The organism is Phycisphaeraceae bacterium, assembly GCA_019636795.1.
In the GTDB taxonomy this organism is placed as follows: domain Bacteria; phylum Planctomycetota; class Phycisphaerae; order Phycisphaerales; family UBA1924; genus JAHBWW01.
On sequence record JAHBWW010000006.1, the window covers coordinates 38,322 to 60,506 of the forward strand.

17 protein-coding genes are annotated in these 22,185 nt (G+C 62.0%); 8 read left to right on the top strand and 9 right to left on the bottom strand.

The window, feature by feature from the left end; translation table 11 throughout:
- Nucleotides 1-9: 9 nt before the first annotated feature.
- Genes KF757_12635 through KF757_12645 form a run of 3 tightly spaced genes read right to left on the bottom strand, consistent with a single transcriptional unit; the run spans nucleotide 10 to nucleotide 5,856 of the window.
- Nucleotides 10-3,060 carry a VWA domain-containing protein gene (locus KF757_12635; GenBank protein MBX3323825.1) on the bottom strand — a complete coding sequence of 1,017 codons (3,051 nt, stop codon included), beginning with the start codon at nucleotides 3,058-3,060 and terminating at the stop codon, nucleotides 10-12.
- Nucleotides 3,057-4,142, bottom strand: a complete 1,086-nt coding sequence (locus KF757_12640; GenBank protein ID MBX3323826.1) for a hypothetical protein — start codon at nucleotides 4,140-4,142, stop codon at nucleotides 3,057-3,059. The genes KF757_12635 and KF757_12640 overlap by 4 nt, the downstream gene beginning before the upstream one ends.
- A gap of 34 nt (nucleotides 4,143-4,176) precedes the next feature.
- Entirely contained in the window at nucleotides 4,177-5,856 is a 1,680-nt protein-coding gene (locus KF757_12645; GenBank protein MBX3323827.1) for a hypothetical protein, read from the bottom strand.
- Between the two features lie 116 nt (nucleotides 5,857-5,972).
- Here KF757_12645 and accB point away from each other — a divergent pair, with 116 nt between their 5' ends.
- Both accB and accC read left to right on the top strand, forming a co-directional pair.
- Entirely contained in the window at nucleotides 5,973-6,458 is a 486-nt protein-coding gene (accB, locus tag KF757_12650; protein ID MBX3323828.1) for an acetyl-CoA carboxylase biotin carboxyl carrier protein, read from the top strand.
- A gap of 21 nt (nucleotides 6,459-6,479) precedes the next feature.
- A complete protein-coding gene (gene accC / locus KF757_12655) occupies nucleotides 6,480-7,820 on the top strand; it encodes an acetyl-CoA carboxylase biotin carboxylase subunit (GenBank protein MBX3323829.1) in 1,341 nt (446 codons plus the stop codon).
- Here accC and coaD read toward each other — a convergent pair.
- Nucleotides 7,813-8,313 (bottom strand): pantetheine-phosphate adenylyltransferase, encoded by a 501-nt coding sequence (gene coaD, locus KF757_12660; GenBank protein MBX3323830.1) that lies wholly within the window; start codon nucleotides 8,311-8,313, stop codon nucleotides 7,813-7,815. The two genes, accC and coaD, sit on opposite strands and share 8 nt — an antisense overlap.
- Nucleotides 8,314-8,476: 163 nt before the next feature.
- Between coaD and KF757_12665 the strand changes: the two genes are divergently transcribed.
- Entirely contained in the window at nucleotides 8,477-9,166 is a 690-nt protein-coding gene (locus KF757_12665) for a hypothetical protein (GenBank protein ID MBX3323831.1), read from the top strand.
- A 98-nt stretch (nucleotides 9,167-9,264) separates the two neighbouring features.
- Here KF757_12665 and KF757_12670 read toward each other — a convergent pair whose 3' ends face one another.
- The 4 genes from KF757_12670 to KF757_12685 all read right to left on the bottom strand — a co-directional run bounded on the left by KF757_12670 (nucleotide 9,265) and on the right by KF757_12685 (nucleotide 13,525).
- Nucleotides 9,265-9,858: a biotin transporter BioY gene (locus KF757_12670; protein MBX3323832.1), complete on the bottom strand. Its 594-nt coding sequence runs from the start codon at nucleotides 9,856-9,858 to the stop codon at nucleotides 9,265-9,267.
- A gap of 101 nt (nucleotides 9,859-9,959) precedes the next feature.
- Nucleotides 9,960-11,531 (bottom strand): hypothetical protein, encoded by a 1,572-nt coding sequence (locus KF757_12675; GenBank protein MBX3323833.1) that lies wholly within the window; start codon nucleotides 11,529-11,531, stop codon nucleotides 9,960-9,962.
- A gap of 168 nt (nucleotides 11,532-11,699) precedes the next feature.
- The gene (locus KF757_12680; protein ID MBX3323834.1) at nucleotides 11,700-12,425 is read right to left on the bottom strand and encodes a prolyl oligopeptidase family serine peptidase; all 726 of its coding nucleotides are present in this window, start codon (nucleotides 12,423-12,425) and stop codon (nucleotides 11,700-11,702) included.
- A 119-nt stretch (nucleotides 12,426-12,544) separates the two neighbouring features.
- Nucleotides 12,545-13,525: a M48 family metallopeptidase gene (locus tag KF757_12685; protein MBX3323835.1), complete on the bottom strand. Its 981-nt coding sequence runs from the start codon at nucleotides 13,523-13,525 to the stop codon at nucleotides 12,545-12,547.
- A gap of 44 nt (nucleotides 13,526-13,569) precedes the next feature.
- On the opposite strand from KF757_12685, the gene ubiE reads away from it, so the two are divergent.
- Both ubiE and KF757_12695 read left to right on the top strand, forming a co-directional pair.
- Complete coding sequence (gene ubiE / locus KF757_12690) at nucleotides 13,570-14,361, top strand: bifunctional demethylmenaquinone methyltransferase/2-methoxy-6-polyprenyl-1,4-benzoquinol methylase UbiE (protein ID MBX3323836.1); 792 nt, start codon at nucleotides 13,570-13,572, stop codon at nucleotides 14,359-14,361.
- A gap of 211 nt (nucleotides 14,362-14,572) precedes the next feature.
- A complete protein-coding gene (locus tag KF757_12695) occupies nucleotides 14,573-15,286 on the top strand; it encodes a cobalamin-dependent protein (protein MBX3323837.1) in 714 nt (237 codons plus the stop codon).
- A 112-nt stretch (nucleotides 15,287-15,398) separates the two neighbouring features.
- On the opposite strand, the gene KF757_12700 is transcribed toward KF757_12695, so the two are convergent.
- On the bottom strand, nucleotides 15,399-16,259 hold the full coding sequence (locus tag KF757_12700) for an OmpA family protein (GenBank protein MBX3323838.1): 861 nt from the start codon (nucleotides 16,257-16,259) through the stop codon (nucleotides 15,399-15,401).
- A 123-nt stretch (nucleotides 16,260-16,382) separates the two neighbouring features.
- Between KF757_12700 and KF757_12705 the strand changes: the two genes are divergently transcribed.
- From KF757_12705 to ccsA, 3 genes are all read left to right on the top strand, one after another.
- On the top strand, nucleotides 16,383-17,732 hold the full coding sequence (locus KF757_12705; GenBank protein MBX3323839.1) for an amidohydrolase family protein: 1,350 nt from the start codon (nucleotides 16,383-16,385) through the stop codon (nucleotides 17,730-17,732).
- 144 nt (nucleotides 17,733-17,876) lie between these two features.
- Nucleotides 17,877-20,426, top strand: coding sequence for a hypothetical protein (locus KF757_12710; GenBank protein MBX3323840.1), 2,550 nt, complete (start codon nucleotides 17,877-17,879; stop codon nucleotides 20,424-20,426).
- Complete coding sequence (gene ccsA, locus KF757_12715) at nucleotides 20,423-22,183, top strand: cytochrome c biogenesis protein CcsA (protein ID MBX3323841.1); 1,761 nt, start codon at nucleotides 20,423-20,425, stop codon at nucleotides 22,181-22,183. The genes KF757_12710 and ccsA overlap by 4 nt, the downstream gene beginning before the upstream one ends.
- The last annotated feature ends 2 nt before the right edge of the window (nucleotides 22,184-22,185 follow it).

Below are 22,185 nucleotides of genomic sequence, written 5' to 3' on the forward strand. Positions count from 1 at the left end.
GCACACTCCTTACTGCTGCTTGTCGTCTTTTCCGTATTCGTCCTGCGCCCGCTTCTTGGCCTGCATCAGTCGTGACATACCCTCTTCCTCGGGCTGCGACTCCTTCGATTTCGGCTTGACAACTTCAGCCTTCGGCCTTTGCAGCGCATCCGTCGGCGCGCCGCTCAACACCGATTGCTCGCCAGCCGCCTTCGCAGCCTCCTCCGACATCTCAAACTTCCTCGCAGCAACCTGCCGCGATTCTTCCGCTCCGCCCTCGCCGATCCGAGCCTTCGCCTTGGCTCGTGCAGCATGCAGCGTGTCCATCTGCTTGCCCGCCCCCGACTCCGGCCCGCGACGCACAGAACGCAACACCGCCGCCGCCATCGCGCGAAGATCAATCCGCACACGCCGAATCCCGACATCAATCAGAAACAGCCCTACTCCAGCCATCGCAACCCACAACCAGATCGACCGCGTCGAGACCGGCATCGTCAACCCCTCACGCCGCCACAACTCGTCGGCCTGCGGGTTCCACGTCAGCACACGCCCGCCCGTCAACGCCGCAACATCACGCAGCAGCGGCATGTTGTCCGTCAATGTCCGAAACTCATCGGCAAACGGTTTCGTAATCGCCGCCTGCACCGTTCCTTCGATCGGAGACTGCCCCTCAGCCCCAGGCGCCCTGTACGCCATGCTCACCACATACGACCCCGGCAACGTGGTCGTCGCGCGCCCCTGATACAACCCCGGTCCAATCTGCCGAATCGAAACATCCTCGCCGCTCCCATCCGGAGCCGCAATCCGCGCACGAAACGCAGCAAAGTTCAGCCTCTCTCCATCCGGATCCAGCGCCTCGATCTCGATGATCGTCTCTTCGCCTTCCTGTCGTGTATTGACCCGCATCGTCGCATCGCCCGAGGGCCTCATCACCCACCGAACCTGCTGCTCCCAATACGCACGAAACTGCGACCAGCCTGTCCAGTCCGCCGACCACCGCGTCGTCGCATCGCCCGTAAACGCAAACACGCGCCCCAGCCCATACTGCCACTGAGCTGCAATCGGGTCCTCTTCTTGCCCACGCAGCGTCACCATGCTCAGCCCGCCGCGATCAGCCGCCACCACATACCCCGTGATCGGAGGCACCGCCGCGATCCCACGCATCGACTCGATCGGGGCCGCAACCACCGCCGGTGTAAACGCAGGCCCTTCCCAGATCAACGATCGTTTAACCGTCTGCGCTTCCTTGATGAAGATCTCCGGCAGCGTCGTGATCGCCGCTTGCGAGTTCACCGGATAAAACGTCCCACCCGTGATCTCCGCCATGTCCTTGAGCGTGTTGAAGTCCGCCGTCGAATGCGGGAAGACACCCACCGTGCTGATGCTCACCCCGGCAGCGGCAAACCGCGTCAGGATCGATCGGCTCAACGTCGGGTCGCCGTCCGAAATCACGATGCAGTGCTTCTGCCCCGCGTCTGCATTCATCAACCCCGCAAGCGCAAGGTTCAGCGATGGATCAAAACTCTGCATGTCGCCGAACGTCAGCTTGTTGATGGACTGCTTGATCGCCGAGCGATCGTTCAACTGCGACAACGGATGCACCCAGTCCACACCCTGCGACCAGTTCACCTCCACGATCCCCGCAAGGTCGCGGCTCGAAAGCGCATCGACCGCAGCATTGCAGACCTGCTTCCCCCAGTACACCCCGTTGGGCATCTCCACCGAGTGAATCACCATCACCAGCGCGCCACGTGGCATCTGCCGTTTCTGCGGCGGATCCAGTTGAATCGGCAGCGCATCCTCCAGCGGCGAGCCAATCCACCCACCCGCACCAAAACTCTCCGGCCCGCCAACCATCAAAAGCCCGCCGCCGCTGTCATGCACATACTGCCTTAGAATCTCCTGCTGCCGCTCGCTGAAGTTGTACGAAGGCTGATTCAGCATGATCACAGCTTCGTACCTGTTGAGCTCTGTCAGCGTCGTCGGCGCGCGTTCACGCGAAACAACTTCCGTGCGAACCTCCGCTTCTCCCAGTGCGCGCACAAAGTGCTGCGATTCGGCCGCTGAATCCGCAACAACCAGCACCCACCCCTCACGCCCCACAAAAGTCACGCCCTGCGCACGGTTGTTCTCTACCAGCGTATCGGCAGGCCCGATGATCTCATCGTCTTCGCTCAACGTGCCGATCGGCACAAACTCCGCATCAAACTCCTGTGGCCCCGGCGCCGACGGCGGCACCGGCACCGAAATCACGTTCTTCCCCGCATCCAGCACCACCTCATACCCCAGCGATGCCGACGACGGATCAAGATCCACCGCCTCGCCATTCTGCGTCAGCATCAGTCGCCCCAGCGTCCGCTTGGTCGCGTTGATGACGATGCGCACATTGATCGTTTCCCCGCCACGAACCGTCGAAGGCAGCGCAACCCGCTCCACCATGACCTCGTTGTCATAGTTGAGCCTCACCGCCAGCACATCGATCGGCACCCCCATCGCACGCGCATGCTCCGCTGCCGACCGCAGACTCCCAGCCGTCTCATTCCCATCGCTGATCAGCACAATCCGGTTCGCCGCGTCGTTGGGCATCACCCCAAGTGCCAGTCGCAGCGCCGACGCCAGATTCGTCGAATCCGTTGAACCCACATACTGCCGTTCAAGCCCTCGCGTCATGCGACTTGGCAACATCTGCACATACGAACCCGTCCCCGCCGTCACCAACCCGAGGCGATCATCACGTCCCTTCGATGCTTCTCGCGCCTGATCGATGTAGCCGTCAATCTGCCCATCGAGCGTCCGCGGAATCGATCGGCTCACGTCCTGCACAATCGTCACCGATACGTCCTTGCCCTCGCGCCGAGACGCAGGCTCCGCCAGCGCGCCAGCCAGCAACGCAATCACCACCACACGCACCGCCAGCGCAACCCAGCGCAACTTCGTATCCATTCCCGACAGACTCTTGCGCCCGATCCACCACGACGCCAATCCCAGCACCGGAATCAGCCACAACCACACCGGCCGATCAAACTGAATCGGTCCCAGCACCAACTCTCCAAACACCATCACCTCGCACGCTCGCATCAAGGGACGCTCCTGGACGCACGCGCCTCGCCAAACGCCCATGGCGGATTCAGCCGACGCGCCGATATCCCCGTCCGCTGCACACGATTGTTCCCCGAATCGAGCACCAACACCTCGCGACCGTTGATCGCAACCCCCCACGGGCTGGCCAATTCGCCCACCATTCTTCCCGCTGTCCCATGACTCCCAAGCGACGCGCCCGATTCAAGATCCACGATCTGCACCCGGTTGCCCAGAAACTCCACCACCAGCGCCCGCCCGCCCTCGAGCAGCACAAGCCCTTGCGGATAGGCAAACGTCGCTTCGCCCGCATCATCTCCGATCCACGCGATCAACTCTCCCTCAAGTGTGAACCTCCCCACCCGATGGCTGCACGTATCCGTCATCACGATCTCGCGCCGGGCATGATCGATTTCGATCGACTGAGGCCTCTGAAACTCAACCTCACGCGTTCCCACCACTCCACGCCCATCTCCAAAACGCCCGAACGCAAACGAGAATCGAATCTCGCCCTCAGCCACATCCCACACGCTGATCCGATCGTTCCCGCCATACTCCGTAACATACAACCTCGTCACCGCCCCATGCTCATCAAGAAGCGGCGCAACATCAGTCAGATACACAAACTGCCCATCCCCCGTGCCATAACTCCCAAACGAAAGCAACGGCTCGCGCGGCACCCGCGGATCCTCTCGCGAATCGCTCGGCACGTCATACACCATCACGCGGTGATAGTGCGTGTCCGCGATGTACAGCACTTGCCGCCCCGCATCGAAAGGATGCGAACCGATCGTCACGCCCGTCGGCTTGCCAAGATCAAGCTCCGGCATCCGAAACCCGCCCAGAAATTCCCCGGTCCGAGCATCCAGCCTCTGCACCCGTGCCGTCTTGTCAATCACCACCATCCAGCCCATCGAGGCGTCAATCGCACGCGGATAGCTGAACTGCCCCGGCGCGACACCGATCTCACCAACAACCCCGTTCACTGTCAGCGGGCCATCATTCCCCCTGTCCGCACAGCCACCAAACGCAGCAATCGCCCACACCACTGCCGCGCGCCACAGGATTGGTCGGCCATTTGCCATCGACTCCATGGTACAGGCTTCCGCTTTCGAGGGTTCAAATTCCGCGCCGTGATCCCCAAATTGCAACCGAAGCCACACCTGAAAGCACCAACCCGCCCCCAATCAACCACGCCGCAGCCGCCGACAACTCCTCAAGCCGCGAAAAATGCAGGTAGCCCAGAATCTGCTGCGCAAGATTCCCCCGCCCCGGCGACTGCACCATCATCGTCGCCTCGATCTCATGGAACCCCATCAATCCAACAACAGCCGCCGCTCCGATCAACACCGGCAACTGCCAGGGCAGCGACGCCAGCCACCACCCACGTACCCCCGCCGCTCCGTCAAGCCAGCGCAGATCCCTTCGATCCCGAGGCTCACTCCACCCGACCACACAACCCGCCAGCGCCGCAACACACCCAAATCGCACCAGATGTCCGATCACCACCAGCACATCTCCCGCGATGCCATGCCCAACTCCAACCCGCGCCAGGGCCGACCCGATCAACACCCCCGGCACCAACGCCGCAACTATCCACACCGACAACACCGCAATCACCCACCGCCGCGCCCACACGCCCCGGCCTGTCCCGATCGCGCACGCCATCGCGCCACCGATCAACACCGCAGCCCCGGCGTCAATCGCCGCCACGATCGCGCCATGTCCAACCGCCTCCCCAGACAACATCCAGAACCGCCCGATCGAACTCCAATGCCGAATCGACGCTGCAAACAACCCCAGCGGCACCAGCACGCTCGCGCCCCACACCACCACAGCCAGCACTTTCGCAACCCTGCTCACTCTTGCCGGCGTCGGGTCATCCTCGCGATGGTCACGATGCTGCATGCCGACCCAGAGCGCGATTGCCGCTCCGCCAACCAGCGCCGCGCCAAACAACGGCCACGCGCCCACCCAGATTTTGTCCCAATCCACGCTGGCTGCTTCGCTCAGCCTGCGCCACAGATCAATCGCAAGCGTCTCGACCTGCGCCAAATGCAGCGGCAGCGCTGACCCCAGCATCACCAGTGACACCGCTCCCGTCGCACCCGCGACCCCCGCCGCGTGCATCCGCAATTTTTCTCGCGCTCGTCGCAATCCACCCGCTTCCAGCCTCATCGCATCATCAACCGCCGCGCCCACGCGCACAAGCGAAGGACGCAGCATCAACGCCGCAATCGGCCACGCCCACATCGCCAACCCCACAATCGCAAGCCCGCGCCCCACCCCAATCGTCACCCACGCATGCCCCGACACCGCAAGCCTCGTCAGCATGTCCCCGACCATCCAGCTCGGATCGCGCACCAGTCCATACCCCGAATACGCCAGGTACGGCGGCATCAACACCGGCACCAGCAACAACCCCGACCACCGCCCGCGCCCACCCGCCATCACGCACGCCGGAAACCACGCCAGCATCGTCGCCAGGAACCCAATCATCACCGCAACGCCCACCGTCACCCCGAGCACACGCATCGACCGAATCTCAAACGCGTCGCGCCCGCTCCACAGCCCGCCGGCCATCGGCACAATCACCGGCCCAAGCACCACAACACTCACCGCGCAGAGCACAATCATCGCAATCGGCAGTCGTGTTGTGTCGGCTCTGAACCTCATCCGATTGTTCTGCTCCCATTCGATCGTGCTGCCCATCAGTGTAACGATGCCCTCGGCCGGCACGCATGACTTCGCCACACGCCCATCACCCGCGCAGCACGCCCGCAGGCGCACTACCATCACGAGCCGCGACTACACCTGGGATCGGGTGCGCTGGTAGACTTCGTTGCCGCTCAGCCGCGTAGGCTCAGCGATCTCACACTTTTCGTTCTGTCGCATTCTCATCGAGCGACCTCATCATGATTGATATTCGAAAACTCAAAGAACTCGTTCGACTCATGGTCGAAAACGAACTCACCGAACTCGACCTTCAGGATCAGCAGGAGACCGTTAAAATCAAAAGAGGTGCCGACCTCGCACCAGTTATATATCAGGGCCACAACGCCCCAGCACCCACCTACGCACACGCTGCTTCATACGCCTCGTCCGACGACGACTCGGCACGGGCCGCAGCCAACGGCACCACCGCAATCGATGACCCCGACCTCCTCGCCATCGAATCCCCAATGGTCGGAACCTTCTACTCCGCGCCCAACCCCGACTCCGACGCCTACGTCTCCGCAGGGTCAACCATCTCCGACGACTCCGTCGTCTGCCTCGTCGAAGCCATGAAAGTCTTCAACGAAATCAAGTCCGGGGTCTCAGGTCGCGTCGAGCAGATCCTCGTCAAGGACGGCGACGCCGTTGAGTTCGGACAAAAACTCTTCCTCGTTCGCCCAAACTGATCGACCAACACGCGAGCATCCATGTTCAAGAGAGTCCTCATCGCAAACCGGGGCGAGATCGCCCTTCGCATCATCCGCGCATGCCAGGAACTCGGCATCGAGACCGTCTGCGTCTATTCCGAAGCCGATCGCGCAGCGCCATACCTCCGCCTCGCCGACCGCGCCATCTGCATCGGACCCCCGCCCGCACGCGAAAGCTACCTCAACATCTCCCGCATCATCTCCGCAGCCGAAGTCGCCGATGTCGATGCCATTCACCCCGGCTACGGCTTCCTCTCCGAACGCCCCGACTTCTCCGAAGTCTGTCGCGACTGCAAAATCGAGTTCATCGGCCCAAGCCCCGAAGCAATGAAACGCCTCGGTGACAAAGTCGAAGCAAAACGTTTCGCAAAAGCCGCAAAAGTCCCCATCTTCCCCGGCTCCGAAGGTGCCATCGAAACCGAAGACGAAGCCGTAGAAGTCGCAAACGAAATCGGATACCCCGTCATCATCAAGGCTGCAGCCGGCGGCGGCGGACGCGGCATGCGCGTCTGCCACAACGAAGCAACCCTCCGCGCCAACATCAAAAAAGCACAACAGGAAGCACTCGCTGCCTTTGGCAACGGCTCAGTCTTTGTCGAAAAATTCCTCGAAGCCGCTCGTCATGTCGAAGTCCAGGTCCTCGGCGACAAAAAAGGCAACGCCGTTCACCTCTTCGAACGCGATTGCTCCATGCAACGCCGACACCAGAAAGTCATCGAAGAAGCCCCCGGCCCCGGCATCGACCGTAAAAAAATCCTCGCCGTCTGCGAATCCGCCGCACGCCTCGTCCGCAGTGCCGAATACGCCGGTGCGGCCACCGTCGAGTTCCTCATGGACTCGAAGCAGAACTTCTACATGCTCGAAGTCAACACCCGCGTCCAGGTCGAGCATCCCGTTACAGAACTCATCACAGGCATCGATATCGTCAAAATGTCGATCCTCGTCGCCTCCGGTGCCGCCCTTCCGTTCAAGCAGAAAGACATCTCCATCCGAGGCCACGCCATCGAGTGCCGAATCAACGCCGAGGACCCCACCAAAAACTTCATGCCCTCCGCAGGGCGCATCGACACCTGGGAACTCCCCGGAGGCCCCGGCGTCCGCATCGACTCCCACGTCATCCCAGGCTACTACGTCCCGCCAAACTACGACTCCATGATCGGCAAACTCATCGTCCACGCCGACACGCGCGAAGAAGCGATCGATCGCGCAGCACGCGCACTCCGCGAGTTCCGCGTCGGACCCATCAAGACCACCATCGACCTGCATCACCGCCTCATGCAGGATTCCGCATTCAAAACCGGTGGGATCGACATCCACTATCTCGAACGCATCCTCAAGTAATCGCGCCCTTCTCCTGCCGCAGATCCGCAAACACCTCCGCAGGCACATACCGCGACACGATCTCCTCCCACCCTTCCGGCCCGATCATCCCTTTCACGAAACTCGACGAAATCTCGCACAACTCCCGAGGCGGCATCAAAAAAACCGTCGTCAGCCCGGGGTTCAGGTCGCTGTTCACATACCGCATCCCACGCTCATACTGATAGTCCGCCTCATGGCGGATGCCGCGAATCACAAAAGCCGCGCCAACCTTCCGCGCATAGTGCGCCAGAAACTCGTTCTCGATGCTCGCAACCTCAACGTTGGGGTGCTTGCGCAACACCGTCCGTAGCCAGCCTAGACGCTGTTTCAGTGAATACGAGTACGACTTCTCAGGGTTTTGCGCCACCGCCACGATCAACCGATCGAACAACGCCGCACTCTGTTCGATCATCCACACATGCCCGTTGGTGGGGGGGTCAAAACTGCCCGCATAAACCGCGACTTGGCTCATACCCGCAGCATATCCGATCCGCCCACCCCTAGCCGCCTCAAATTTTTCTGCCCTCTCCTGAGAGATTCCCCGCCCAGCAACAGAAGTATGGCGTCAGCAACCAACGCACGCACCTGTCGCCGTGCTCAACCAGGTCACTCAGCCTTTCAGGAGAAGAATCACAATGAAGACTCGCACCGTAATCCTCGCCTCATCCCTTGCACTCACCCTCGCCTCTGCAGCCAACGCCTCAGTGTTCAACTTCCGTTCCGGCTACGTCGGAAACGCACCGGGCACCTTCGGCCAACTCGAAGACGACATCTCATGCCTCGGCATGCCCACCGGCACCATTCCCCTCACCGCTGCAAACTTCGCCGCCGCCTCCTCCGGTCCAATGGCCTACGTCATCCAGCCCCACAACGCATGGACCGCTCTCCTCCCCTCCGACAATCAGGCACGCTGGATCAACCCCGACATTTTCAATGCCGCCAACCCCCTCGGCGCGCCACGCTCCGCGATCTACGCCATCAACTTCACCGTCCCCAACTGGGCCTCCGCAACCAGCGCCACCTTCTCCATGGACTGGATGATCGACGACGTCCTCGGCGACAACAGCAACGTCGGGATCTACATCAACAATCCCGCCCAGGGACTCAACATCTCCGGCGGAAACTTCGCAACCCCAACCAACGGCTTCGCAAACATCCCCACATCATGGCTCGGACTCAACAACACCCTCTACATCTACCAGTGGGACGCAGGCGCAGTCGTCAGCGGCATCATCTTCTCAGGCTCCATCCGTGTTGTCCCCACTCCAGCCTCAGCAGCACTCCTCGGCCTCGGCGCACTCGCAATCACACGCCGCCGCCGCTGAACACTCGCTCCGGCACCCGCGACATCAGTCTCACCTCTCACAGTCTCTCCCTCTCTCTCACAGCGTCGCCTCGCGCGACGTTGTGCGTTTTGTCGCGCCTACCACAACCGACGACTCGCCCAAGGCACCGCAACCCGCCCGATCAACACCGCAATCGCCCCCTTGATCACCGCACCAGGCAAAAACGGATACAGCCCGCCCTCCAGCGCGCGTTCAATCCCGAACCCGTTCACCACCGCCAGCCAAGGCACCCCAACCCCGAAGATCACAATCTCCGCCGCCAAAACCGCAACCACCAACGCCCCCCATCCACGCACCGATCCGTCGCGCCGCTTCACAATCCATCCGACCACCGGCTGACACGCCACAAACCCCACCAGATATCCCCCCGTCTGCCCCAGTATCGCCGCTGCCCCCTTCTCTCCCTCAGCAAAAACGCTCGCACCAACAATCCCCATCAGCACATACAAACCCATCGACGCCGCCCCAAGCCGAGGCCCAAGACACATCGCCGCAAGCAGCACCGCAAGCGTCTGCATCGTCATCGGCACACCATCCGGTGGCAACGGCACCGCTACGTGCGCCCCCAGACTCGTCAGCAGCGCAAAACCCGGCACCAGCATCAGCCGCAGGAGCGCCGCCCACCGCGCACCGCTTTCATCGCCCGCTTGCCCTATCGCTTCACGCAACATAGATCGCAAGCATACCGCTCTCGCAAGCATGCGACAAAACAACCGCAGCGGGCGCTCCCCTCACAGGCTCGCCCGCCGCAGTATCAATGAACTCACTCACATTACGGGCAGCCGTTCGAGAACATATCGAGATAAATCAGAACGTCGAAAATGTCGTGCTGACTATCGCCATTCAGGTCCGCCCTTGGGTTTCCCGCCTGCCACATGCTGATGAAGGCAACAACGTCAAAGAAATCCAGCACCCCATCTGCAATCATGTCAGTTGCACATTCGGCCGTCGCAGGCGACGCTCCGAACTCGATCGCACCAAGATCCACAATCGGGCCCTCCCCGATCCCCGTGTCTGCCGTATCCGGGTCATCCACGAATCGCGCATTGCCCAGCAGGTCCAGCGTCACTCCGCTCGGCACCGCGCTGTTGTCGCCCGCATCGATCGCTGGCGACCCTGCCATCGGAGCAAAGTCCGCATCCAGCATCGGATGAATCTGCATCACCCCGCCGCCAATGTTCGTGTTCCAGATCGGACCGTTGACAATGCTGTTCGAAACCTGTGTCAGTCCGTTACCCCCGATCTCGTTTGATCCTGTGCCCGAGTTGCCGCTCAGAATCGAGTTCTTCACCACAGGTGACGCGTTGTACGTCGTGAACAGCGCCCACGGATTGTTCACGATCGTGCAGTTCGTGATCCGAGGCGACGAACTGTTGCAATACACCCCGCCACCAATCGCTGCCAGTGAGCCTGCCATCACCGTGTTCACAATCTCCAGCGTGCCATCGCCCGCGATATAGAACGCCCCGCCATACGCCCCGCGATTACTGATGAATCGCGACCGATCAATCCGCCCCGATGTGTTCGACGTGTACACACCACCGCCCGCGAGCGTGTCGAACTGGATCGACCCGCTCTGCACTTCCGCAAAACCGTTGCTCTCCACGAGCATCTGCGAACCATTGATATTCACATGATTCAGCCACAAACCACCGCCGAGCTGTCCGCATCCGTTCTCCCGCAGCTCCACCTCGCGCAGCGTCAGATGTCCCCCTTGCCCCGCCAGTCCGCCGCCGTTGTTGGTTGCACGATTGTTCTCCAACACTGTGCGCTCGATCGTGACATTCCCGCCCGCCGTGCTCACCGCACCACCAGACAAGGCCTCATTCTCCATGAACAGGGCATCGATCACCGTAACGGTGCTTCCTTCCGCCCGCAGTCCGCCACCAAAGATGTTGCTGTTTCCCGTCACAACCACACCCTCGATCCGCGCAGTCGAGTTCGAGATCCAGATCCCTCCGCCCGTGGGGTGTGCTCCGCCGAGCGCGCCTAGCCCGCCCGTGATCGTAAACCCGCTCAGCACCGCCTCACCACCCGAAACGCCGTGCATCCGCACCACAAACGCAGCAATTCCTCCTGCGTCAATCGTCGTCACACCCGCGCCATCGCTCGATCGCACCGTGATGGCTTTGCTCCCAAACTGAAGAGTCTCCTGATACACGCCCGGCGAAACCACAATCACATCACCCGCCTGCGCAATATCGATCGCACCTTGAATCGTTGCCACGTCGCCCGGCACCGCGATATCCGCGCTCATCGCCGCGCCCGCTGTCATGATCAAGGCAACCCCGATCAACCCCGCACGCCGCCCGGTACTCGACAGACCTTCTCTCAGAATGCTCATCACTCAATTCCTTTCCAGTTGTGACGCCCGAAACCGGGCATTCGTGAGATTCGACGCATCCGCGATGCGTCCGAGAAGCCGAACGGCTCCTTCTCGTGCTTCGCCCGGGTCACGCGGGCCGATTCACCAAAATTTGTAAAGATCTGCACCCCGCCGACAATGCGATTCCTACCGCGTCATCTCCACCAGCCACACCGCAATCTCAGCGTCGCCATACGTCGCGTCCCAGGCGTTGTGATCCGCCTCCGGCAGCACCGTAAACCGGGGGGTCGAGCCCGCCGCAATCAAAACCTCAACCAGCAACTCGCTCTCCCGCATCGGCACCACCTGATCACGGGCACCATGCACCACCCACATCGGCATCTCCGCCAGCGCCGACGCATACCGAGTCAACGCCGGATCATCCGCCTGAGTCCAGCTCCTCACTCCCCCAGGCCCCCACACCGGCGCCACATACCCGCACACCGGAACCGCAGCCCTGAATCGTTCCCGATGCCCAGCGCCGATCGCGATCGTCCCATGCCCGCCTTGACTCAACCCAGTGATCGCCACACGCTTGGAATCAATCAGCCCCGCTTCGATCGCCGCATCCACCATCGCCAGCACCGCACCCGCATGGTCCTCCCATGCATCCGCGAACTCAGGCTTCTGTGGCAGCACCACCACGAAAGGCCACCGATCAGGATCACGCTCCAGCGCAGGCCCAATCCCGACCGTCACCTGCTTGCGCCCATCCGTTCCGCACTCGCCCAGCCCATGCAGGAACACCAGCCCTGCGCAGGGCATCTCAATCCCGCTCGGCACCCACAGCGCATACCGATATTCCCGATCACCGAACATCACCGTCTCGTCGCGAAACGATCCCCCCGTCGGAACCTCAGGCTCGTTGGTCACTGCAGGATGCAATGGTGCCGCGTCCACGTTCGGCGCCGTGCGCGCAGGTTCTCGAGCGCAACCCGACAAGCCACACCCCGCCGCACACACCGCCGCACACAACACGACAACCCACGCCCTCATCGCGCGTCAATCCGCGTCTCGACCGCCGCGTGCTCATCTCCCAGCGCCTCGGCCGCACACAGTCCACACCATGTCGCCGTCTCGTGCAGCGCAAAACCCTGATCCCACGCGCCACTCCTCGGCAGCATCGCCAAAGGCCTCAGCATGCGTGCCCGAAACCGGTCCTCATGAAACTCATACGCCGGGTCATCAACCATCGCGCTGTAATGCTTCTTGATGCGTTCATTGATATCCGCCACGCGCCGCTCCGGGTGCGGGTGCGTCGCAAACATCTCCGCCCCGCGCTCCGAACCCTGCGACAGGTCCGCCAAAACCTGCATCGCCCCGCGCGCGCCAAGCGGGTTGTACCCCGCTCTCACCATGTACCGCATCCCCAGCGCATCAGATTCCGACTCCTGATTCCGCCCATATCGCAGCAGATACAACCCCGTCCCCGCCCCGATCACCGCAGGCACGCCCGCCCGCACCACTTCGCTGTCCGAACCCTGCGCCGCGACCCCAGCCCCAACCAGCAGCACCGACGCGCCGATCTGCTGGCTGATCCTCGTGTTCCCGTGCCTTGCCGTCACATGCCCGATCTCGTGCCCCATGATGAACGCCAGTTCCGCCTCATTGCTCAGTTTCTCAACCAGCCCACGCGACATGAACGTCTTGCCACCCGGAAGTGCAAACGCATTGATCACCGGGCTGTCGAGCAGCGTGAACTCCCAGGGCAGCGTCGCCCAATCCCCTTCAGTGTGCGCGACCATGCTCATGCACACCTCAGCCAGATACGCCTGCACCGCCTCGTTCTTCACTCTCCCGCCATATTCCTCCGACAACTGCGCCTGGGCCTGCTCTCCAATCTCGATTTCCTGCGCCCGGCTCAGCAACGCAAACTGCGATCGCCCCAACGTCGGATTGTCCGAACACCCCGCCAGCATCAATCCTGTCGATCCAACCACAAACACCACCAAGTACTTCATCACGCTCTTCATCTGACGACTCCTTCGCACCCTGCGACAGTGTTCTACCATCGCTGGTGAACTCCGCATCCAAAACTACCAATCAGGACACCGTCTGGACCGACGCCACCCTGACCGATCCTCACCACGACGCCGACAAGCCCGCAAAGGTCCGGGCAATGTTCTCCGCCATCGCAAGATCCTATGACCTCAACAACCGGGTGCATTCCCTCGGCCAGGACCAACGCTGGCGAAAACTCGCCGTCCGTGCCGCCGCCGTTCAATCAGGAGACGTCGTCGCAGACGTCGCCTGTGGCACCGGTGACCTCACTCACGCATTCGCCCGCACACCGGCATCCTCTATCCTCGGCCTCGACTTCACCCGCGCCATGCTCGATCTCGCAGAGCACAAACGCACCACCCGCTCCATCCCAGACCCCGACCGCATCAGATATCTCGAAGCGGACGCACAAAACCTCCCACTCGAATCGGGGTCGGTCGATGTCGTCTCGATCGCCTTCGGCATCCGCAACGTCCAGAATCCCGATCAGGCTCTGGCCGAGTTCGCCCGAGTCCTCCGCCCCGGCGGGCGACTCGTTATCCTCGAATTCGATCGCCCGGCGATCGCCCCGGTCCGGTGGTTCAACGCTTTCTACTGTGGCTGGGTCATGCCTCGTACCGCAACCCTCATCAGCCGCGACCGCTCGGGGGCTTATCGCTACTTGCCAAGGTCCGTCGAATCATTCATGTCGCGAACAGATCTTGAATCAGCCATGAATCGCCACGGATTCTCACAGATTTCCTCCCGCCCCCTCAGCCTTGGCATCTGCACCCTCTATCGCGCCGTCCGATCAGGTCCGCAAACCTGACCTTCAAGGCCGACTTTGCGCGTTTCAATCCACACGCCACAACACACACCCGATTGTGCGAGATTTTTCTCTGTGCCTCCGATACTCCATCGCACGGGTGGCACGGAAGCCGACCCGGCCGATCGGACGGGAGTCGATCGTCGAACCCAAATCATGCCCCGGAGCGCGGTGGAACCGACGCCGGACGTACAGACGTCGGAGCACCACCAGTATGAGTTCGAATCCACTGATCGAAGGGCTCTTTGATGCCCTCATCGCGGGCGATCGTCCGCTCGCACGCGCCGTTATTCACAATGCCGCACAGACCCTCCCGCCACAGGACATCCTCATCAATCTCCTCTGGCCCTCCTACGCGCTGCTCGACAAGATGCACCGCAAGGACCAACTCAGCAAACTCAGTTATCAGCTCGGCTCACGCCTCTTACGCGTGCTCGTCGATCAGGTCGCCGCAAACCTTCCTCTCACAGGCACCGGGCCCGGCGAAGGACGCACCATCTTCACCTGCTGTGGCCCAACAGACCCCGACGAGCTCGGCGCACAGATCGCCGTCGACCTCCTCGAATCTCACGGCTTCACAGTCCAATTCGTCGGAGGCAACGTCCCGCACGACGAGATCATCTCCGCCCTCAGTGAAGAACGACCCGCAGTCTTCCTCTGCTTCTGCTCATCACAGACAGACCTGCCCTACCTCCGCCTGATCTTCAACACCCTCCACGAAACCGGCATCTGCCCGGACATGCAGATCGCCGTCGGTGGGGGAGTCTTCAATCGTGCCGAAGGCCTCGCCGAAGAAATGGGCGCCGACGTCTGGGTGCAGGATCCTATCGAACTCGTCGAAGTCCTCATCCACGATCGAGACCTGCGCACCAGCGTCGCGCACCGCACGTTCGGCAAGCGCCGCCGCCGCTCCAAGCCCGCAGCATAATTAAAGCCCGCCCGCCAAGGCTCGCTTCAACCACACAAACGAAAAACCCCGGACACACGTCCGGGGTTTTATCAATTCATGGTGATTGTCGCTTCAGGATGAAGCAATCGGCTTACTTCACAGGCTCAAACCCGCCCGCACCCCGATCGCGATCAAGTTCAATCGAACCGCCACTCGGAGCACCCAGCGAGCGTGCCCCGCCCGATCCTCGAACGATGTAGATCTCGACGCGACGGTTCTCAGGCGTATTGCCGCTGGCAGTGTTCGGCACCGCAGGACGGAACTCGCCCCAACCTGCCGCCTCCATGCGCCCAGGCGTCACACCAAGCCCGATGAGCGCATCGCGCACCGCAATCGCCCGGTGCGCCGAAAGGTGCATGTTCGTCGCGTGACGCTGTGCCGTCGCCGCACTCACACGCTGCGAATCCGTATGCCCCACGATGCGAGCGTCATAGTTCATCGCATCCGACGAGTTGAGAATCCCCGCCAAGGCCCGCAGGCTGTCTCCCGCAGAAGCACGCACCACCGCAGAGCCCGAGTCAAACGTCAGATCGCTCGCAAACCGCAGCATCCCACGGTCAGCGTCATACGACACCAGCCCAGGATACCGGTTGGCAAGATCACGCAACGCACTATCCGTCACCGGGTCCAGTCGTGTCATCGACATCGACGCCAGATCATCCTCGAACTGCCTGATCCGCGCCTGCGCAGCCGCCAGCTGCTGCCTCAGCGTCGCGTTCTCGCCAGTCAATCCCGTGATCGAATCGCTCGCGCTGCCGGTCTCCCCGCGTAGCGAACTGATCAATCGATTCCGGTCATCAAGTTGTGCCTGAAGATCCGAATTCGTCGCCTTCAGGCTCCGGTTCGTGTCCACCAGACGGTCATACTCCTGCTGACTCACGCACCCGCCCAGACCCATAACGGAAAGGCACGCCAGAACGCTTCCCACCAGCCAGCGACGATGCTTCGACATGTTCATCTTCCATACTCCTTGCGACGGCACACCGCACGGATCGGTCCCGACCCGGCGCCCAACCCGGCGCCCAACATGGTACCCTCGTGCCAGCAACCATATCGGACTCGTCCCCGCTTTGCCATGAAAGACCTCATCACAGTTATCCCAGATCGCACTCCCACACTCGTCCTCCTCAGGCCCGACGCAGTATGGGATGCCCACCGGGATCCAAACATCGGAGCCTCGCTCCTGATCCTCATTGAACGCCATCACGACCAACTCACCCGCCTCCAGACACTCCAATGTTCCCCGTCTCTCGACGCCCCTTCCGGCACACTCACTCTCCCTCTCCCCGGCACCATCCTGCTCCCAGGGTTTGTCAATGCCCACACGCATCTCGATCTCACCGCCATAGGCCCACGACCAAGGCCCGCCGAATCAGCCTTCGCCGCTTGGCTCGACACCGTGCGCACATCGCGCCCGCAATCCGAACCCGACATCGCCGCTGCTGTCCGTCAGGGTGTCGAACGCTCACTCGCCGGAGGCGTCGTTGCAGTCGGCGACATCGCAGGCTGCACATCCACTGGTCCCACGCTCGCCCCATGGCACACACTCGCTGCATCGCCCTTGGCAGGTGTCAGTTTCCTCGAGTTCTTCGCCATCGGCAATCGCGCTCACGATCGCATCGCACACCTCCACCAACTCCTCAACTCCATTGCATCCCAACCACCCACATCCCACACCACCCGCCTCGGCCTCAGCCCACACTCTCCATACTCCGCCGAGCCCTCTGCCTTCGACGCCGCACTCCAACTCGCCTCAGCACACAACCTCCCCCTCACGACACACCTGGCCGAAACACTCGACGAACGCAACTTCATCCAGCACGCACAAGGTCCGCACCGCACATTCCTCGAGTCCCTCAGCCTTTTCCCCCCGCCCACCAGCGCACACTTCGGCCTCGGGCATCATCCCATCGAGCACCTCGCCCCATACCTCGCCCGCGCTCACTGGCTCTGCGCGCATTGCAACGACTGCCCCGACCACGCACTCGCCATCCTCGCCCGCTCTCGCGCAAGCGTCGCATACTGCCCGCGCGCCAGCGACTACTTCAACGCGCCACACTTCCTGGGCCCTCACCGCTATCGCGACATGCTCGCAGCCGGCATCAATGTCTGCCTCGGCACCGACTCCATCATCAACCTCCCCGCAGATCCACACGACCAATCCACAGGCTCCCTCTCAACGCTCGATGAAGCCCGCCTGCTCATCCATCGCGATGATCTCGACCCGCAGACCGCACTGGCCATGCTCACCACAAACGGCGCACGCGCCCTCGGCCTCGATCCCATCGCATGGACATTCACGCCCGGTGCCCCGCTCGCAGGCATCGTCGCCCTCCCCGCAGGCCCCAATCCAGCCGACGCTCTCACCGCCACACACAAGCCCGCACTGCTCGCAATCTGCGCCGCAAGCACCACCCACCCCTGATCGCATCGCGCCCGACTCAAGGGAACACGCCTCTCCCGCCGAACAGGCCAGAACGACCTAGAATCCAAACCGCTGGCCGGTGAGTGTCGCGAGTATTCTGTCGATCGTCCTCTGCCGTCGCCGCGGTCCACAAATGGGAGCGTCATGAGTCAAAAGTGGCAGCGTAGCAAGGCATGGGACGATCAACACTTTCCGTCCTGGGCATGGCCCTTCAAATTTCTCCTCCGCGCCTTCAGTTCCATCACCCTCGCAGTCATCGTCCTCGTCGGCGTCGCGCTCTACGCCGTCTTCGCATCCGTCCCCATCGGCATGCTCGCGCTCATTCCCACGTGGCTCATCAAGGTCGCCACCCTCGTTGTTCCTTTCACACTCATCGCCTTCCTCATCGTCCTCGTCGCCAATCGCCTCCCCCTCAAACGCACGGTCCGCTTCCCCCTCGTCCTCGGCCTGCTCATCCTTGTCGGCGTCGCCGGCACATCCTTCTGGGCCGCCAACGTCTGGCCCGCGCTGCACTATGACGCCGCCACAAACTCCGGCTTTCGCCTCTTCCCAGCCTTCGTCAGTCAATATCAGGCCATCACGCTCCGCCGCCTGCCTCCATTCGAAATGACCGAACTCGAGTTCTACTCCTGGTGGCCAATGCGGCTCCTGCTGATGACCTTCATCATCAACATGTTCATCGCCACCATCCGACGCATCGAGTTCACCTTCAAAAACATCGGCGTCCTCACCGTTCACACCGGCATCATCACCATCGCCCTCGGCAGCATCTACTACCAGAAACTCAAGAAAGAAGGCGACACCCTCCTCATCTCAGGCCGCGATGTCAGCGGTGCCGCCGCAATCGGCCCGCCCCAGGCAACCTTCTACGACAACACCGCCGTCGTTCTCTACGTCGCGCAGGATCACACCGGTCTCGGGCCCACCGCATGGGAACAACGTCCCATCAAGCGACTCCCACGCTACAACGACTACGCCCTCGACGTCGGCGACGAGCACGCACGCACCAGCCTCTGGCGCACCGGCTCAGCCTCCCCATGGCAAGGTACGCCACAACGCCCACTCAACATCCCACTCCCCCCGACCACACACCTCATCGACGACGACATCAACTTCCGCATCGTCGGCTACTGCTCCTATGGCCGACTTCAAAGCGATTATCTTGAAGTCGCCGACTCCCCCAACTTCGCCCGCGCAAACCCCCTCCGCGTCGTCTCCCTCTTCCTCAACATCCCCGATGACCAGGGACAGGTGCGCACAGGCCCCGCATTCGAATTCACGCTCCTCCCCAACGCGCCGATCCAGCGCATCAGCGAAAACGAAGCCTTCGGCCTCGAATACACCATCGGCATGGACCAACGCCGATGGGACACCCTCGCCCTCGATCTCCCGCCAGACACGTCACACGCCCTCTCCATCGAGATTCCCGGCGAACAACCCCTGCGCATCGTCACACCAATCGCAGTCGGCGACTCTCTCACCATCGGCGACTCCGGCTATCGCATCCAGGTCGAACAGATTTCTCCCACGCCTCCGATGCCCATCATCACGCGTGGCTACGAAGACGCCCCCAGCGCCGTCGCCATCGTTCGCATCACCAACCCCGCCGGGCAGTCCTACACACGCTGGCTCTACAGCCGTTTCTCCGAAATCAATCAGGACATCCTCGACGCAGTGGGGGAGGGAGGCCGTCCCCTCCGCCGCACCGCCGACCCCGCGATTCTCATCGACTTCATCGATGCGTCACGCTTGCAGGTCTATCTCGACGAGCGCGAGGATGGATCCCTGCGCGCCCTCGTCCGTCAGATGGGCGGCGAACTGCGCGTGCTCGATCACGTACCCGCAACCGACCGCATCACCGACGTCGTCGATCGCGTCGATCTCCAGGTCACAACGCGATGGCAGCACGCCGAACGCTTCGAACGCCCACGTCCCGTTCCACCAGAGCAGCAACAAACAAATCTCGTCGGCTCGCATCAGGAGGCCGCCGTCGCTGTCCAAGTCTCCGCCACCGTCCGAGGCGAGCAATGGGTCCGCACGCTCTGGGTCCCATTTTCGCAATACATGGGCATGGGCCCCGAGCGCGAGCGAGCCGTCAGGCTCCCCGATGGACGAGCGCTCAAACTCGCCTTCGGCCGCCGACAGCACCGCTTCCCCGACTTCCACGTTCAACTCGTCAACTTCGAAATGATCGCCTATGACCATCGCGGCGCGCCACGCGACTATCAATCCACCCTTCGCGTCAGCCCCACAACATTCACCGGCGACTCCCCTTCATTCAACGCCTACGAACACATCTGCAAACTCAACGCCCCGCTCCGCGCCCCGTATCACTGGGATGACAGCCGCACTCTTGTCTACAACCTCTCACGCCGCTTCTTCGCCGGCATCAATCCCAACCAGTACAAACTCAGCCAGTCCGGATGGGATCAGCAAGGCTGGAATCAGTCCCAGGAACTCGTCGACCAGGGAATCATCGACAAACCCCTCGCACAGTTCACCATCCTCGGCGTCGGCAACAACCCCGGCATCCACGTCGTCGCGTTCGGCAGCATACTCATGGGTATCGGAATCCCCTGGGCGTTCTACATCAAGCCATACCTCGTCCGTCGCGAAGCCGATCGACTTCGTCAAAAGGCCGCTGCCCAACGCCACGCACCCGCACAACAGCCATTGCAGGAGGTCGGAGCATGATGCGCACGATGCGATTGATATCCACTCTGTTCGTTCTCGTTGCCTTTACCGCCTCTTCTGCCGCGCAGACCGCGCCCGCAGGTAACGCACACCCCGAATCTCAGGACGTCTCTGCCGCATCTGTCCACGCCAGCGTCTTCGGCCAGGTTCGTCTCGATCAACCAGTCACGGTTGAACAAAAATCCGACTTCGCCAAATCCCTCGACCTTCGCCCGCTCGAAGATCTCGCTGTCCTCCACAACGGCCGCGTCAAGATCATGCACACCCTCGCACGCGAGACCGTCCACATCGTCACCGGCTCGCGCGCATACTTCGACCTCATCCCAGGCCCCACCAATAAATCCATCAAATTCAAGTACGCCCCCCTCTTCACCCTCCTCGACACCATCATCGATCCTGTCTACTACATCGACCGCCCCCTCATCCACGTCGACTATCTCCCACTTCGCCAGTCCTATCTCGATTTCGCTTTCAAGTCCGACGACCCCAAACGCGAACTCTGGCTCAAACTCACCCGCGTCTCGCCTCGCGTTGTCGATCATTTCTCAACCCCAATCTTCGAGGCTCATGGCGGCGACCCCACATACCGCCGCGGGCTCGACCGCGTCGAACGTGCAACGCGCCTCTTCCTCGGCTCCGAGCAGAACCTTCTCCTCGTCGCCCCCGAAATCAGCGACGCACGCTGGCAGCACCTCGCCGATCTCCCACCAGCTCACCCCGCACGCCAGGCCGCCCTCGCCCTCGGCCAGGCATGGCGCGCACGCGATGCCGACAGCGCCAACGCTGCAATCGTCGACCTCGCCGCCGTCCTCCCCACCATAAACCCCGCCGTCTACCCCACCGAGCGACGCTCTCTCGAACTCACCTACAACAAATCCAACGCCTTCGAACTCGGCTACTGGACATACCTCGTCAGTTTCCTCATGCTCATCCTCGCCTTCGGCACCGGACGCAAATGGCTCATCGCAGGAGGCATCGCAACCCTCGTCCTCGCAATCGGTCTCCACGGCTTCGGATTCATCACACGCTGCCTCATCGCCGAACGCTTCGCAATCCAGAATCAGTTCGAATCAATGACCGGCGTCAGCCTCTTCGCCGCACTCGTCGGCCTCGCTGTCATGCTCGCACGCCGACAATGGCTCTTCGGCGCCGCAGCCGCTGGCACCGGATTCCTCGTCCTCATCATGGCAACACAAACCGGAATCCCAGGCGCAAACATCGAACGCGAAGCCGCGATCCTCAACACCAGCGTCCTCCTCAAGTATCACGTCACCACCGTACTCACCAGTTACGGCCTCATCACCCTCGGCTTCATCATCTCCCTCTTCTACCTCGGCACTCACTACGCCACCAAACTCTTCGGCGAACGCGCCGACCTCGTCGCAGTCGCTTCCACCGCTGTCCTCGCTCCCGGCACCGGCACCGATGTCAACACCGGCCCGCAACGCACTCTCCGCGATCTCGATCGCGCAACCATGACCGTCCTTCAACTCGCATTCTGGACTCTCGGCGTCGGCATCCTCCTCGGTGCATGGTGGGCAGATCACTCCTGGGGACGTTGGTGGGCATTCGACCCTAAGGAAACTTGGGCACTCGTCACATGGATCGTCTACCTCATCGTCATCCACGTCCGCCAGGCCGGCATCCGCAACCGAGGCCTCGTCACCGCATGGCTCAGCGTCGTCGGATTCGTCGTTATGCTCTGGACCTACTTCGGCGTCAACCTCCTCCTCCCAGGTCTCCACGCCTACGCATAATC

What these genes read in the sequence shown, in the direction of transcription:
- KF757_12685 (MBX3323835.1), bottom strand. Translation starts at nt 13,525, where the DNA reads ATGAAGAGCGTGATGAAGTACTTGGTGGTGTTTGTGGTTGGATCGACA.
- coaD (MBX3323830.1), bottom strand. Translation starts at nt 8,313, where the DNA reads ATGAGCCAAGTCGCGGTTTATGCGGGCAGTTTTGACCCCCCCACCAAC.
- KF757_12700 (MBX3323838.1), bottom strand. Translation starts at nt 16,259, where the DNA reads ATGTCGAAGCATCGTCGCTGGCTGGTGGGAAGCGTTCTGGCGTGCCTT.
- ccsA (MBX3323841.1), top strand. Translation starts at nt 20,423, where the DNA reads ATGATGCGCACGATGCGATTGATATCCACTCTGTTCGTTCTCGTTGCC.
- accB (MBX3323828.1), top strand. Translation starts at nt 5,973, where the DNA reads ATGATTGATATTCGAAAACTCAAAGAACTCGTTCGACTCATGGTCGAA.
- KF757_12675 (MBX3323833.1), bottom strand. Translation starts at nt 11,531, where the DNA reads ATGAGCATTCTGAGAGAAGGTCTGTCGAGTACCGGGCGGCGTGCGGGG.
- KF757_12665 (MBX3323831.1), top strand. Translation starts at nt 8,477, where the DNA reads ATGAAGACTCGCACCGTAATCCTCGCCTCATCCCTTGCACTCACCCTC.
- accC (MBX3323829.1), top strand. Translation starts at nt 6,480, where the DNA reads ATGTTCAAGAGAGTCCTCATCGCAAACCGGGGCGAGATCGCCCTTCGC.
- KF757_12640 (MBX3323826.1), bottom strand. Translation starts at nt 4,142, where the DNA reads ATGGCAAATGGCCGACCAATCCTGTGGCGCGCGGCAGTGGTGTGGGCG.
- KF757_12670 (MBX3323832.1), bottom strand. Translation starts at nt 9,858, where the DNA reads ATGTTGCGTGAAGCGATAGGGCAAGCGGGCGATGAAAGCGGTGCGCGG.
- KF757_12695 (MBX3323837.1), top strand. Translation starts at nt 14,573, where the DNA reads ATGAGTTCGAATCCACTGATCGAAGGGCTCTTTGATGCCCTCATCGCG.
- KF757_12705 (MBX3323839.1), top strand. Translation starts at nt 16,383, where the DNA reads ATGAAAGACCTCATCACAGTTATCCCAGATCGCACTCCCACACTCGTC.
- KF757_12710 (MBX3323840.1), top strand. Translation starts at nt 17,877, where the DNA reads ATGAGTCAAAAGTGGCAGCGTAGCAAGGCATGGGACGATCAACACTTT.